The sequence below is a fragment of the Paenibacillus sp. N22P23 genome (assembly GCF_059383735.1).
This window is the reverse complement of record NZ_JBXENT010000006.1, coordinates 245,343-259,546: the sequence shown is the minus strand read 5'-3', so window position 1 is coordinate 259,546 and position 14,204 is coordinate 245,343. Positions and strand designations below refer to the sequence as shown.

The window sequence follows — 14,204 nt, the reverse complement described above, 5'->3', positions numbered from 1 at the left end:
AAAATTGAATAGGCATCCTGCTAGAGTCGTGCTAGAATTTTATACGATACATTTTGTATATTTAGATTGCGAAGGAGAGACGCTATTTGTCACTTAAACGACTGATCAAAACGACCTCAGTCAGCTTATGCTCAACACTTCTCGCCACTCTACTCTTACAACAAGTCGCATCTGCACAAACCGTCACGCCTTCATCCATCACTCCTGATCTCATCCACTTTGCCAATCAGTCAGCTGTCCTGCCCGCCACCCTCACATCGAAGTCAACCAGCCGCAAGCCTGCTTTTATCTCCCCTCATTTGCTTACCGCTTCATCCGCTATTACTCGCGTCATCATTCAGCTTAGCAGCCAGCCTGTGGCTGCAGGTCTCTTCGCTGCAAAGTCAGGTATCAGCTCGCTTGCAGCCGAATCGTCGGAGAGCTCGCTTCGCGCCGAGCAAACCGGTTTTATCAACACTGCGCTTAGTAAAGGCATCAATCTCAAGGTTAACTACCGCTTCAATACGGTTTTGAACGGTCTCGAAGTATCCGTGCCTGCTAATCAAATTCCACAGCTAGCCAAGCTGCCGGGCGTGCTTTCCATTTACGAGAACCGTACGTATACGAGCATTCCGGTGATGGAGCCAGAGGCTGCTGAAGAAGCAACGCCTTATGACATCAACCCGATCCATCAAATCGGTGCTGATGCTGCTTGGGCAAGAGAACTTACCGGTAAAGGACTTAAAGTCGGCGTCATTGACACCGGTGTTGACTATTTACATCCGGATTTAGCCGGAGCCTATAAAGGTGGTTATGACTCCGCCAACGGGGACGATGATCCTTACGAGGATCACGGTTCATCTGCTACAGAGCATGGAACGCATGTGTCCGGTACGATTGTCGGCAGAGCCGCCAATACAACTTCGAGTATTGTGCAGAAGGGTATCGCTTATGAATCTGATCTGTATGTCTATAAGGTACTATCCGGCGATGCTGAAGGTAATGCCACAGGTACAACAGCGACTGTCATCGACGGCATTGAGCACGCTGTTAAGGACGGCATGGATGTCATCAACATGTCTCTAGGGGCTGCTGGCGACATCGATCCGAACTCGCCGGATGCCATCGCCGTTAATAATGCCGTACTGGCTGGTATCGTTGTTGTTGTCGCCAACGGTAACGCTGGCCCTGGCTATTACACGATGGGAACACCCGCCTCCTCGCAGCTCGGTATCTCTGTAGGTGCTGCGGACAGTCCCGGAAGCCGCTTTGGGGCGGATGCCGTAAGTTCGCTGAGCAGTACATCCTATGAGCTTCATGCCATGGGCTGGCGAACGGGTGAAGAGAATTTCGAAGAGGCCCTAGGTACGGAGCCGCTTGATGCGGTGTATGTTGGCCTTGGTGATGATGCTGATTATGAGGACGTGGATGTAACCGGCAAAGTAGTTGTGATTTCCCGAGGCACTCTCGCATTCGTGGATAAAATCGCGATTGCCAAGAGCCACGGCGCCAAAGCTGCCGTTATTTTCAATGGCAACGCTAAGGGAACCGATGCCACTACACCTGACCTCTCAGAATCCTTACAAGATCGAGATGGCTTTATCGGAGAGAACGGCTTCCTTGGGGACAGCTTCGATTTCATCCCAACCTACGACATGTCCGGGGCTGAGGGCCGCGCACTTGCCCGCGCCATTGTCGCAGACAACGGAGTTACGCCGCTTAAACTGACATTCAGCGGCTTCGAAAGCTCGGTTGCCGGAGGCGACCATATCGTCGACTTCAGCTCCAGAGGTCCGAACTCGGATGGCGTGTTCGGGATAAAACCGGATTTTGCCGCACCGGGCTACAGCATTATGTCTACATGGCCGAAATATGCCAAGTATGAGCCGGAAGCTTCCTATGAGGAAGCCTACAATCGCATCTCCGGTACAAGCATGGCCACGCCGCATGTCGCGGGTCTCTCGCTGTTGCTTCTGCAGGAGCACCCGGATTGGAGTCCTTTCGACGTGCGTGCCGCATTAGCCAATACGGCAGACACGCTCTACGATCAGGATGGCGTTCAATATGACGTATATACGCAAGGTGCGGGACGCGTTAATGTCGCGAATGCGATTGATACGCCTGCCTTGCTGCAGACAATTGACGAGCTTACGATCTATGACAAGAACCTGCAGCCGATCCAAGTGACGAACTACGGCGACTCTGCGAACTTCGGTTTAATGCATGCCGGTGAAGCTGCCGCAACGGAACAGTTGCAGCTCAAGAACAGCTCAGGTGCAGCCGTATCCTATCACGCCTCGGTTAAGATGCACGAAGTGTTCTCGTATCTCGATACGCCTGATCCGAGCGCGCTTGATGTTCAGCTAACCGGACTGGCGGGCGGAATTGTAACAGCCGCTGCTCACGCTTCTACTCCATTTGCTCTCTCGCTTGCACCTCATGCAGATGCAGCCGAGGGGATTTACGAAGGCGAAGTACTGCTTGAGAGCGAGGGGCTGCCTTCACTGCACCTGCCTTTTGCCGTACATGTGGGGGAACAAACACCTGATAACGGGTATGGCGTTCAGGATGTTGAGCTTTCTCCTAAAGTGATCTCGCCTCCATTCGAGGGAATTAATGGTGTGCCAGAGACGATGAAGCTTAGCTTTGACTTACGAACTGATGATACCTACGGATTCTATATCGGAGTTTACAATTTAGATGAACAATTCATCGGATATTTAGCGATAAAAACCACCAAACCCGATGAGGCTGGCAAATATGCTCCATACCCAATGGATATCTATGACATTTCGGATTTAACAACGACCTATTTGATGACCTTCGATGAAGAAGGTGAACCGGTTTATGGTGAGCTTGCTGACGGTACTTATCGCTTAGAGATCGCCGCCTTGGTGCTCGGTGACGATGGGTTGCCGCTTGTAGATGACGATGGTTTCGGTTATGCCTACTCTACCGTTACAACCTTCGCCGTTCACTCCTACGGAGCTCTCGTTCAATCGGCAGAGAATGCTTTTACAGCTACGATCTCCAACCAGACCGTCCTTAATCAAGCGGTACTGAAGTTTCCAGAAACCGAAGGCATTACCTACCATGTTACGCAGAGCAGTGATGCTACACTTATTGACGATGCAGGCGTGCTTAAAGCGCTGCCTAGCTCCAATACGAAAGTAGATCTTACCGTCACGATTGCCTCCGAAATCATGCCTGAAGTTAACACCAGTAAGAAGGTATCCGTCGAACTTTCGCCAACCTACTACGGTAGCGTGTTCATTCCTAGTACCCCAACTATCGCTAATGATAGTCCGACAATTACGAAACTGCTGGAGCAAGGGCAGCATGCTTCCTACCTCAACACTTCGACAACTCAAACGGGAGCATCCGTGAAAGTAAGCGTTTCGGAAGATGAGCTGAAGAAAGCGTTAAAAGAAGCCTCCCCTTCACCTGCTGCACTCGTCTTGAAAGTGAACGTCGATGAGAAGCAGCAGGCGGTGCTGGAGCTGACACCTGCACAAGCGAAGCTGTTGGCTGATGCTGCTGCAGGAAGCACGGTTATTTTGACAACGGGAACGTCGTCGATTTCACTGCCTGTATCCCTGTTCGCGGGTCTGCCTGCTGATGCATCCGTTCGCGTGACGATCGCAGCAGATGGAACAGATGCAGATGCCTTCAAGACGGAGTACCCTGGCGCTGTTATTGTCGGAACGCCGGTTTCCTTTGAAGTGGATACCGTAACGGATAAAGGAGCAACACCGCTATCGGTGCCGATTACGACGATGATTAAACGCAGCTTTACCGTGACCGGCAGCAGTACTGTCGATAGACTCGGCGTATTGTTCGAAGAGATTGGCAGTTTCTTCCCTGCTCCGGCCGCCTCTGAAACTCATGCAGACGGCACCGTTACGATTGTAGTAAGCCGCCCTGGTCTCTCCACTTATGCTGCGGCCTACCGGACCACTGCATTTACAGATATTAAGTTCTCATGGGCCCAATCGGCCATTCAGGCACTTGCGGATACGTTCCTGCTCAATGGCACGACGCCTACAACCTTCGCACCAAAGCAGCAAGTGACGCGTGCCGAATTTGCCGTTATGCTCGCTCGGGCGCTCGGTCTGCAATCGCCTGATGCGAAGATTACCTTTACCGATGTGTCGCAAGATGCTTGGTATGCAAATGGTGTAGCCGCAGCCGTTGAAGCTGGACTTGTTACAGGAGACGGTCGAGGGCATTTCAATCCGAACGCTCCAATAAGCAGACAGGATCTATCGGTCATCTTGGCTCGGTCGCTGAAGCTATTACAAGTACCTGCTCCAGCACTTCCACCGCATTCGGCGTATCACGATGAAGCTGATATTGCATCGTATGCATCGGAAAGTATTGAACTCGTGACCAACAGCGGCCTGATGAAGGGCATCGACCTGAATGGCGAGGCTCATTTCCAGCCAACTGTTTCTGTCACTCGCGAAACCGCTGCAAGCGTTATTTACAGCCTGCTTCGGGAAGCAAAGCTTATTAATTAAGTTAATTGTGTAGTGCCGTAACCACCCGCAGCGAAGTTAAGCTGTGCGGAGGTTGCGGCTTTTTTAATTTGTGCTGACATGGGGCTGATTGGCAACAATAAGGGAGGATAGAGCGTCAAATGGGTAGAGGTGAATGTGATGAATAACAAGTGGGGCTTGGTGGTCGTTTGGATGCTGCTGGTGTCTATGTTTAGTATGGGTTGCTCACAGGGTACATCGGATTCGGAAGAGAACTCGACTGAACCGCCGAATGCCTTCGTCGTCGTCGATGAAGTGGAGATTCCACTCATTAAAGGCTCGTACCAATGGAAAAATGCAATCGCGGACGCTCCAGCTCCCGACATGCTGGTGCGCGATTCGAAAGTTTACACCGTTAAATCCGGGTCGACAGTAACGATTTCTTTTCATAGTGGACCGGAGCCTACGGAAACATGGGGCGGTCTTTGGGTTAATCAGAATTTCACGCCATTAACGAAACAAGACGGCAAGATCATCCTCCCGTCCGAACCCGGCCGATATATTTTCGTCGCAGGCGGAAAATGGTCGGATGGCGATTGCAGCTACGCTGCGATCATTGATGTCACTGCGGCGGAACAGTAGCCGAGCTACTCTCAGCTACTACTCTTGCACCAGCTCTGCCACACTCCTACCGTTGTGTTGCTCCTGGAGCTACTCTTTCCCTACACGCAGTTTCTATTAACGCCGTTTTCTAGCCGAGAGTCAGGTTTTCCATTCCAGAACTCCCTACTAGTGGGCTTGGTAGAGGTACTAATTGCTGAGAGTCGGATTCCCCTACTCTCAGCTGTTTTTTCACGCTGATTTCGTGTTGAGAGTCAGGTTTTCCGCTTCTCAGCTTCCAGTCGGGGGGGCTTGGCGGAGATTCTACACGCTGAGAGTCGGATTTCCCTACTCTCATCTGCTTTTTCATGCCGGTTTAGTGCTGAAAGTAGGGTTTACCGCTTCTCGGCTCCGAACAGTGGGCAAATTGGAGGACGAGAGCGGAATAACCGCTATCACAGCCTGGAAACGGTTAGTTTGAATGACGAGAGAGACATATCCGCTATCGAAGCTAAAAAGGGTTGTTGTAATTGGAGTTTCGTGGTTTTATGGGCTGCGAGAGCGGAATAGCCGCTATCGCAGCCCGGAAACGGTTAGTTTGGACGACGAGAGCGGAATAGCCGCTTTCACAGTCCGGGATCGGTTAGTTTGAATGACGAGAGAGACATATCCGCTATCGAAGCGAGAAAGTGGTGCTGTGATAGGTGGTCGGTGAGGTTGGTGGCGTTGGTCGGATGGTCGGGTTGCCGAGCCCGCGGGACCCCGTGGCCCCCGCAATCCCCAACCAACAAAAAAACTCCGGACCACCACGCAACAATCATGCATGGCAATCCGGAGCACTTCACTTACTTCGCAGCTGCAGCCGCGGCAACCGCCAGCCCTAGCTGTTCAACCGCTCTGGCTGTTCCGCTCTTCTGCTCTTCTAGACCCTCGTACTCGACGCTCATCCAGCCGTCGTAGCCTACGCCAGCCAGCTTACCGACGATCGAGGCAACACCTACGTCGCCTTCTGTCGGCACAGTGCCGACGAACGGCTGCCCGCTAAGCGCGCGGAGTACGCCTTCCTTCTGATCTTCGCCCACACGTGCGAAGTCCTTCGCATGCACGTGACGAATCAACGGATGCAGCGCTTCGAAAGCTTGTGCAGGCACATCGTCTACGAGCAAGAAATTGCCCATGTCGAAGGTGCTGCGCAGTGCCGGCGAACCGACCAATGTGATGATATCCTGGACCTGCTCCGACTTACCTGCGAAGATACCATGGTTCTCCAAGCAGAGCACAACGCCCTTGCTCTCTGCATAAGCCGCCCCTTGCGTCAATCCTTCCACGATCCAGCCTTTCGCCTGCTCGTAGCTAATACCTTCCTTGCGATCGCCCGCAAACACGCGAACTACCTCTGCGCCGAACTCGACTGCCATATCAACAGCCAAGATGATATCCTGCAGCTGCACCTCACGCTCTTCAGCCGTCGTTTTCACGAAATCGTTGCAAGCCCCGAAGCACGCCAGCTTAATGCCCGTACGAGCCAAAGCTTCGTGAACCGCAGGCACGTCGCGCTCCATATTCCAGAACACGCTTAGCAATTCTACTCCTTGCGCGCCTACCGAAGCAGCGTAATCGATAAAATCCGCATTTTGCCAAGATCCGTCGTACAAATATTTATGGCAGCTCCATACACTAATCGCGATTTTCATCCTAAAACATCCTCCAATCAGCACCCTAGCGGTACTGTTTAATAAATTCCACCGCTCTGCGAATATCCAGTTCCGGCTTCGCGCCAACCTCACGTTCGATCGTCAAGTAACCTGTGTAACCAATGGATTGCAATGCAGCAAAATAAGCGTCAAAATCAACGGTTCCCTCACCAAGCGGAACCTCTTCAAAATCCAATCCGCCGGAAGCCATCTCTGCAATATGCTCATGCGTCATTTTCTGATAACCGAGGAAACCATATACTTGGCGCGGATCAACGACACGCAGTCTTCGGCCATCCTTCACATGGGTATGCACGATGTAATCCTTCAGCGTAATAACGCCTTGTACCGGATCATCGCCTGTCACCATGACCATATTGGCTGGGTCGAAGTTGACCGAAACGCCGTTCGTGCTAAGTGTATCTAGGAAGCTCTTCAGATGCGCAGCCGGTTCCGGACCTGTCTCAATGGCAAAATAAGCATTCAAGCTCTTCGCGTATTGGCCAAGCTCCTCGCATGCCTGCTGCATTGCCGCATAGATCGCACCGTTCTTATCATCCGGCACGATACCGATATGCGTCGTCACGATGTTAGTACCGAGCTCGACGGCCAGATCGAGGATACGCTTGGACTGCTCAACCTTCTCCGCATTAGCCGCTGCATCCTGGAAACCATGTCCACCCAAATCGCCGCATAGTGCGGAGATATCCAGCCCTAGTCCGTCGATAAGCGAACGCATTTCGCGTCTTGCATTCGTATCCATATTAGCAGGGTCCATCTCGCCGGAAACCGCATAGATTTGCACGCCTTCTGCGCCGACCTCTTTTGCCTTCAACAATCCTTCACGGACGCCAATACCGAAGCTGTCCACAATAACGCCTATTTTATTGGATAGATGAATCGTCATCGTATGTTATCAACCCTTCTGTTTAAAAATGAATTTCGATTCCTTTTGCCGCCGACTCATAAATAGCGCACAGCATGCGCGTCACTTCCACACCATCTTGAACAGGGCTCAGCGTCTCTGTACGGCCAAGGCAGCTGTTGACGAAGTGTCCGATTTCTCTGCCGAATGCATCGTTGAAATCAAAGGTAGTGTGATCGACCTGCGGCGTCAAATTCACGATCGTGTCGTGTTTCTCACCCATAATAATAAGAGCCGGCTCCACTTCTGCTCCGCCTTGCTCGCCAAACAGCTTCACAGACAGCTCATCCTTCTGTGCATGCAGCGTGAAGCTGACATCGACCATCAAGGAAGCGCCGTTCTCGAAACGGATAACCGCATTCGCCAAATCTTCTACATCATTCTTCTCTGCATCATAATCTGCTGCTTTATAGAAGCCCAGATTCTTAATATGCGAACGGTTGCCAAGCTTACGGTACGTATTGCCGCTGACCGACTTCACCTTCGGTTTGCCCATGAGGTACCAGCAGATATCAATAATATGAACGCCAAGATCGATCAATGGACCGCCGCCGGAGCGTTCAATATCGGAGAACCAGCCGCCCGGATTGCCAAGTCTGCGCAGGCATGTTGCTTTCGCATAGTAAATTTCACCCAGATCGCCGGCATCGATAAAACGTTTCAGCACTTCAATGCTTGAAGCATAACGACGTACAAAACCAACTTGCAGCAATTTGCCCGTAGCCTCAACCGCCGCTTGTACACGCTCTGCCTCTGCAACTGTCTTGCACAGCGGCTTCTCGCACAAGACATGCTTGCCGGCTTCCAGCGCTGCAATCGTAATTTCTGCATGTGTGTTATTCCAAGTACAGATACTTACAGCATCGATGCCGGGATCAGCAAGCAGCTCATGATAATCCGTGTAAATCTTGGAAGCACCATACTTGTCTGCAGCCGCTTGAGCGCGCGCTTCGTTCTTATCGCAAATCGCTACAAGGACAGCATCGCTATTGGAAGCGTAAGCCCCTAAATGCGCACCCGAAATAGAACCTGCACCAATAACGCCTATATTTAACTTTTTTTCCGCTGTTGTCATGATTTGATCAACCTTTCCCTTCTGTAATCGTTTTCGTTATAATGAGTTTACCTTGTGATGAAGGATGGGAGAATGCACACCATGCCAACCTACATGGACAATATGATCAGTCCGCTTCCAATGCGCTTGTTCGACTGCATGGTTGATGTGAAGAAGCTGCGCGTGAAATCGTTGATGATCACGAATGCCGGCCATTTGCCCGGACGTACCTCTCAAAGGGAAAAAGCCGAATTTGATCAATGGTCATTCGTATATATTGGAGCAGGCCGAGGATACTACCAAACCGACTCGGAGGATCGTCAAATCGTCGAGGCAGGATCGCTATTCTGCTTGTACCCCGGCGCGGTGTTTCAATACGGACCGGAGACGGATGGCTATTGGGACGAGTATTATTTTGCTCTCGAGGGCGAGCGTGTGGAAGAGTGGCTTGCAAATTGGTACGAGCATCCGGAGCTCGTGAAGTCCGTCGGAACCGACGAGAGCTTCCTAAGCAAAATCGAGCTTATCTTCCAGCTCATGGACAGCGCCGTTCCCGCCAACCAAGATCGGGCCGCACTTGCCCTGGAATCGCTGCTCTTCGACATGTCGCTGCGCTTTAATCAGACGCAGACGAGCAGTCGCGCCTTGTTCGTGCACAGCCTGCTGGACGACTTGTCCAGCACCGTCTATCAGCCGCTCGACAGCACGGCACTCGCGGCAAGACATCATATCTCGATTCCGACCTTAAGACGGATCGTTCACGACTATACGGGTTACCCGCTCGGCGAATTTGTTCATCGGCTCAAAGTAGCGGAAGCCAAGAAGCTGCTCCTCAACACAGACAAAACCGTCATGGAAATCGCCTCGCTTCTAGGCTATTCGGATATGTTCTATTTCTCCCGCCTATTCAAGAAGCTTACGGATACGGCACCGACGACTTATCGCTCCCGGATGGGCTAAGGCGATGCGCCGCGTCAACAGCAACAACAAAGCTCGCCCCTTCCATGAAGGGACGAGCTTATACATCGTTCATAGTGTTAGTCACGCTCTTCCAAATTCCGCTCCAGATAACTCTCGAGCGTATTGGAAATTTCAAATACAGTATGCGCGAGATCATAATTCTCGAAGGCATGCTCGCACCTGGATTGGTAGCCGATTGCCGTTTCATATTGTTCCAAATTAGATTTTATAATATCGGGGTCTATTCCTTCTTGCGTTTGCCTTTCCTGAACGGTACGCCGATCTGCATAGATGAACAGCCGCACTACGCGATCACCATACATATCCTTCAGCGCATGAGCACCTTCATGATTCAAAATCAGATAGATGCTGCCGCCCTTCTTCATGCTGTACGCAATGTCTTTGCCCCGCAAACCGTAGCGATTCCCATTGACGGTAACGCTTTCAATAAAATCGCCGTCGGCATCGAATTGATCGTACAGCTCAGGGGTGATGAAGTGATAATCCTGACCGTTCACTTCACCCGGACGTGGTCTGCGTGTCGCATACGAGATTACCTTGGTAATACCTAGTGTCGTGCCTACGCTGTCAGCTACTGTTTTGCGTCCGGAGCCATCCGGTCCCGTAAATACGAAAATCAGCTCACGATCCTTCTGTTCACTCATCGTCACAGCCTCCTGAACTCTTGGATTGGTCCTATCCGTTCGGGTGTACCAGGGCGAAATCTACAGGCTTGGAATCTATTATTTCATTATAACTTAAACCAGTAAAATCCAGCAATCATCGTCTTAATGAATGGTTGACTTTTTCCAATGAATAGGATACATTTTACAAAATAAACAAAATAAGTTCTCTTACGTTGGAAGCACCCGTAAGCAAAGGCCTATCATGCCTTTCTTGCGGGTGTTTTTGCGTTTATCAGGGGAACCCGTCCAAGGAGGAGCTTATCACTATGTTACATTCTATGATGAGAAAGCCGATTTCAGCCGTACTACTTACACTGCTCGCACTATGGATCTCCATGCCCGCCCCCATCTCCGCGTCATCCGTGAAGCTGACCGATTCTGCCCAAAGCAAGCTCTCGAAGCAAGTAACCGCTGCCAGTTATGCCATGAAAGAGAAGCTCACCGTCCAATCTCAGTACTTGACTGCTCTTCAGCAGAAAGAAGATGCACTCGATACAGCAATTGCTTCCCTCCATTACTACAACGGCAATGCACTTACCGCTATCCGCGCGCGCATCAACCAGGTTGATGCCGCTAAGATCAGCAAGCTTACACAGGACGTGACCCAAACCAAAGAACGATATAAACCGCTGTTCGCTATGTACGCGTCATTAAATACGCAAATCAAAGACGCCAAATTCCTTAAGTTGAAGCAGTTGGCTGCGTTATTGCAGATTCAGGCAGATCTATTGAAGCCTTCTACCCAGCTTGCCCGCACTGAAATTCGCTTAAAGGAAGAGATTCTTAAGTCCGCGAAGGCTGCCACTTCTGCCACGATCAAGCATCTGCGTACTAAACTCGCCGAAGCAGATCCGCTGCGCAGCCAGATTACGTCGGTCCAATCGGTCATTGCCGGCACGAAGAAGAACATCTCACCCGTCGTCAAAACGTTAAACGAGACGATCAAAGTAAACTCCTATGAAGGTACGCTCCAATCGTTGACCACGCTCGTATCGATCTCGCGCACCATTGTTGAGCAGAAGCAGCGTGTCAGCGCTTTTGAAATGCGCATTTCCGAAATCATCCGTGCAACGAACGCAGAAATTCCGACCAAATAACGCAATCGGCCCTGACATGAGCGGCAATAGAACGGAATAGCATGTAAGAGGCGAGTTCGGCTTCTGAATGCAATTGCGTGCTAAGCGGCACATGAGGAGGGGGAAACAATGCAAATTCATGTCGTGCAGGCGGGACAGACGCTTTACCGACTGTCACAGGCGTACGGGATACCCGTTACAGATATTACTTCCGCCAATGAAATCTCGCCAACCGATACCTTGGTCATCGGACAGGCACTCGTCATTCCGATTGTCGGGCAATATTATTGGGTGCTTCCGGGGGATACACTAACGACAATCGCCGCCAAATTTGGCACTACAGCGGCCACATTAGCTTCCGTCAACAACATAGGGATCAATAGTGCCCTGCAGGTCGGCCATCGCCTCTATATCCCGCCAATTCCGAAGCGCAGTGCGGTTGTCAATGCCTACATTGACCCGCGGGGGACAACAGTCTCGCCTGCTTTAACGGAAGCAGCCAGAAGCGCAGCTCCGCATCTCACGTATCTGGCACCGTCGAGCTTCCGCATCCAACGTGACGGTACGCTGGCCCTTCCTCCGCTCGGCGATCTCGAATCCATCGCGCGGCGTTACCGAACAGCGATGATGATGACGATCACCAATTTGGAAGGCGATCAGTTCAGCGCAGAGCTCGGCCAGCTTATTCTGAATGATCCGGCACTGCAGGATAAACTGATTGCCAACATTCTGCAGACAGCGAAGCGGCTGAATTACAAGGACATCCACTTCGATCTGGAGCATCTTCGCCCGGAGGACAGGGAAGCCTACAACCGGTTTCTGCGAAAAGCCGTCGTCCCGATCCATGCTGCAGGACTGACCATGTCCACTGCTCTCGCTCCCAAAACAAGCGCAACCCAACAAGGTGCATGGTATTCCGGGCATGATTACAAGGCGCATGGGCAGATCGCTGACTTTGTCATCATCATGACCTACGAGTGGGGCTACAGCGGCGGACCGCCAATGCCCGTCTCTCCGATCGGGCCGGTTCGAACCGTGCTGGAATATGCACTGACAGAAATGCCGGCAGAGAAAATCGTCATGGGGCAAAACTTGTACGGCTATGACTGGACACTGCCCTACGTGCCTGGCGGTGCCTATGCACGAGCCATTAGTCCGCAAGCGGCCATAGCCCTCGCCAGGCAATACAACGCCCAGATCTTATACGACTATACCGCTCAGGCGCCGCACTTCTCTTATTGGGACGCGAATGGCAAGGAGCATAAGGTATGGTTTGAGGATGCCCGCTCCATTCAAGCGAAATTTAATCTACTTAAACAGCTCAAGCTGCGCGGTATTAGTTATTGGAAGCTTGGTCTTAGCTTCCCGCAGAATTGGTTGTTAATCGAGGATAACTTTAATGTCATTAAACTGCTGCCTTAGCATAATCATCGTCGCCTAGGCGACCTAACACGGATAATAAGCACTCCGCTCTTATGGTTTCGGCAGCAAGCCGAACCAGATGCAGGGTGCTTATTTGTCGTTCATAGCCGCCTAAGGTCGGAGGTGTCCCCCGCCTTAAGGCCAGCATCAAGAACAGCCGCCAGACCGTTTCGAGGAAGGCCGCACTATTTTAAACTAAGGATATCAGTGAGACGTCATCACAATACGCCAGAACATAACTTCACTATAAACGGCAGTACATCAACCACCACAAACCTAAAGGAGATGTTTCAAACATGAAGAAGCTTTACCGTTCCACTCTAAACCGCAAATTAACGGGTCTATCCGGCGGCCTCGGGGATTGGCTCGGCATCGATCCGACCATCATCCGACTTGTCCTGATCGTATCCGGCGTGTTCAGCCTTGGCACAACGCTGCTCGCTTACATTATCGCAAGTCTGATTGTACCAAAAGCGCCTTTCGAGGTCCTATCTCCGGACAGCCGTTTCCACTTCCACGTCTAATGCAACACGCAGTATGCACCGTCGGTCATTAAGCTAGGCAACAACAACTACAACTAAAACTAGGAGATGTTCAACAATGGGATTGTTAAACCGAATTTTCAATATTACACAAGCAGCTGCTAACGAATTGCTCGATAAACTGGAAGATCCAGCGATGATGCTCAACCAATATGTACGCAGCATGCAAGATGAGATCGCAAGCGCTCAGCAAGAATTGTTCAAGCAAGAAGCGATGATTAAAGGACTGGCACAACAAGCGAACGAAGCAGCTGTAATGGCAGAACACAGCGAAACCAAAGCACTGGATGCCATGAGAGCAGGCAATGAAGCAACGGCACGCGAGGCATTAACCGCTAAGCTGCATTACACCGAGAAGGTGCAGGAATATTCGCAGTGGATCGAGAAAGCGAAGCTTACCATTGCTGAGCTGACACAGCGCCTTGAGAAAGCACGCGCCGAGCTCCCGCTGCTGCTTAAGAAACGTGAAGAGCTGCTTGCACGGATTCAACAAACGGCGGCGAAATCACGCACCGGCATGCCGAGCTTCAGCGTTGGCCGCGCCAGCCTCGAAGGCGGATCCGCTTCGCGCGGCTTCCAGCGCATCGAAGAGAAAATCGCACAATGGGAAGCTCATGTAGCGATGTCCCGCCAACCCTACAGCGCAGGCTACAGCGACACGTATGGTGCACCTGCCAATACAGCCGCAGCCACGCCGGCTAAAGATGCTCTCATCAATGAGCAAATGGAGCAGCTGCGTAAAAAGCTGCCAACGGAATAATCGTTAAGTCTGACCAAAAAAAGGAACC

At 51.4% G+C, this 14,204-nt stretch carries 11 protein-coding genes; 7 read left to right on the top strand and 4 right to left on the bottom strand.

Translation table 11 applies throughout. The features are described from left to right. Positions 1-86: 86 nt before the first annotated feature. Positions 87-4,499, top strand: coding sequence for a S8 family serine peptidase (locus AC506A_RS23015; RefSeq protein ID WP_495463325.1), 4,413 nt, complete (start codon positions 87-89; stop codon positions 4,497-4,499). Positions 4,500-4,637: 138 nt separating this feature from the next. Beyond that, the gene (locus AC506A_RS23010; RefSeq protein WP_495463324.1) at positions 4,638-5,099 is read left to right on the top strand and encodes a hypothetical protein; all 462 of its coding nucleotides are present in this window, start codon (positions 4,638-4,640) and stop codon (positions 5,097-5,099) included. A gap of 803 nt (positions 5,100-5,902) precedes the next feature. Here the strand turns inward: AC506A_RS23010 and AC506A_RS23005 are convergent. Genes AC506A_RS23005 through AC506A_RS22995 form a run of 3 tightly spaced genes read right to left on the bottom strand, consistent with a single transcriptional unit; the run spans position 5,903 to position 8,751 of the window. After that, positions 5,903-6,751: a sugar phosphate isomerase/epimerase family protein gene (locus AC506A_RS23005; RefSeq protein ID WP_495463323.1), complete on the bottom strand. Its 849-nt coding sequence runs from the start codon at positions 6,749-6,751 to the stop codon at positions 5,903-5,905. A gap of 25 nt (positions 6,752-6,776) precedes the next feature. Beyond that, positions 6,777-7,658, bottom strand: coding sequence for a sugar phosphate isomerase/epimerase family protein (locus AC506A_RS23000; protein WP_495463322.1), 882 nt, complete (start codon positions 7,656-7,658; stop codon positions 6,777-6,779). Positions 7,659-7,680: 22 nt separating this feature from the next. Next, positions 7,681-8,751 (bottom strand): Gfo/Idh/MocA family protein, encoded by a 1,071-nt coding sequence (locus tag AC506A_RS22995; RefSeq protein ID WP_495463321.1) that lies wholly within the window; start codon positions 8,749-8,751, stop codon positions 7,681-7,683. 81 nt (positions 8,752-8,832) lie between these two features. Between AC506A_RS22995 and AC506A_RS22990 the strand changes: the two genes are divergently transcribed. After that, on the top strand, positions 8,833-9,690 hold the full coding sequence (locus AC506A_RS22990; protein ID WP_495463320.1) for a helix-turn-helix domain-containing protein: 858 nt from the start codon (positions 8,833-8,835) through the stop codon (positions 9,688-9,690). 77 nt (positions 9,691-9,767) lie between these two features. Here AC506A_RS22990 and AC506A_RS22985 read toward each other — a convergent pair whose 3' ends face one another. Next, positions 9,768-10,355, bottom strand: coding sequence for a guanylate kinase (locus tag AC506A_RS22985; protein ID WP_495463319.1), 588 nt, complete (start codon positions 10,353-10,355; stop codon positions 9,768-9,770). Between the two features lie 287 nt (positions 10,356-10,642). Between AC506A_RS22985 and AC506A_RS22980 the strand changes: the two genes are divergently transcribed. The 4 genes from AC506A_RS22980 (at position 10,643) to AC506A_RS22965 (ending at position 14,176) form a co-directional block, all read left to right on the top strand. Further along, the gene (locus AC506A_RS22980; protein WP_495463318.1) at positions 10,643-11,473 is read left to right on the top strand and encodes a hypothetical protein; all 831 of its coding nucleotides are present in this window, start codon (positions 10,643-10,645) and stop codon (positions 11,471-11,473) included. Positions 11,474-11,581: 108 nt separating this feature from the next. Next, on the top strand, positions 11,582-12,874 hold the full coding sequence (locus tag AC506A_RS22975; protein WP_495463317.1) for a LysM peptidoglycan-binding domain-containing protein: 1,293 nt from the start codon (positions 11,582-11,584) through the stop codon (positions 12,872-12,874). A gap of 296 nt (positions 12,875-13,170) precedes the next feature. Further along, positions 13,171-13,398 (top strand): PspC domain-containing protein, encoded by a 228-nt coding sequence (locus AC506A_RS22970; protein WP_495463316.1) that lies wholly within the window; start codon positions 13,171-13,173, stop codon positions 13,396-13,398. A 76-nt stretch (positions 13,399-13,474) separates the two neighbouring features. Further along, positions 13,475-14,176: a PspA/IM30 family protein gene (locus AC506A_RS22965; protein ID WP_495463315.1), complete on the top strand. Its 702-nt coding sequence runs from the start codon at positions 13,475-13,477 to the stop codon at positions 14,174-14,176. The last annotated feature ends 28 nt before the right edge of the window (positions 14,177-14,204 follow it).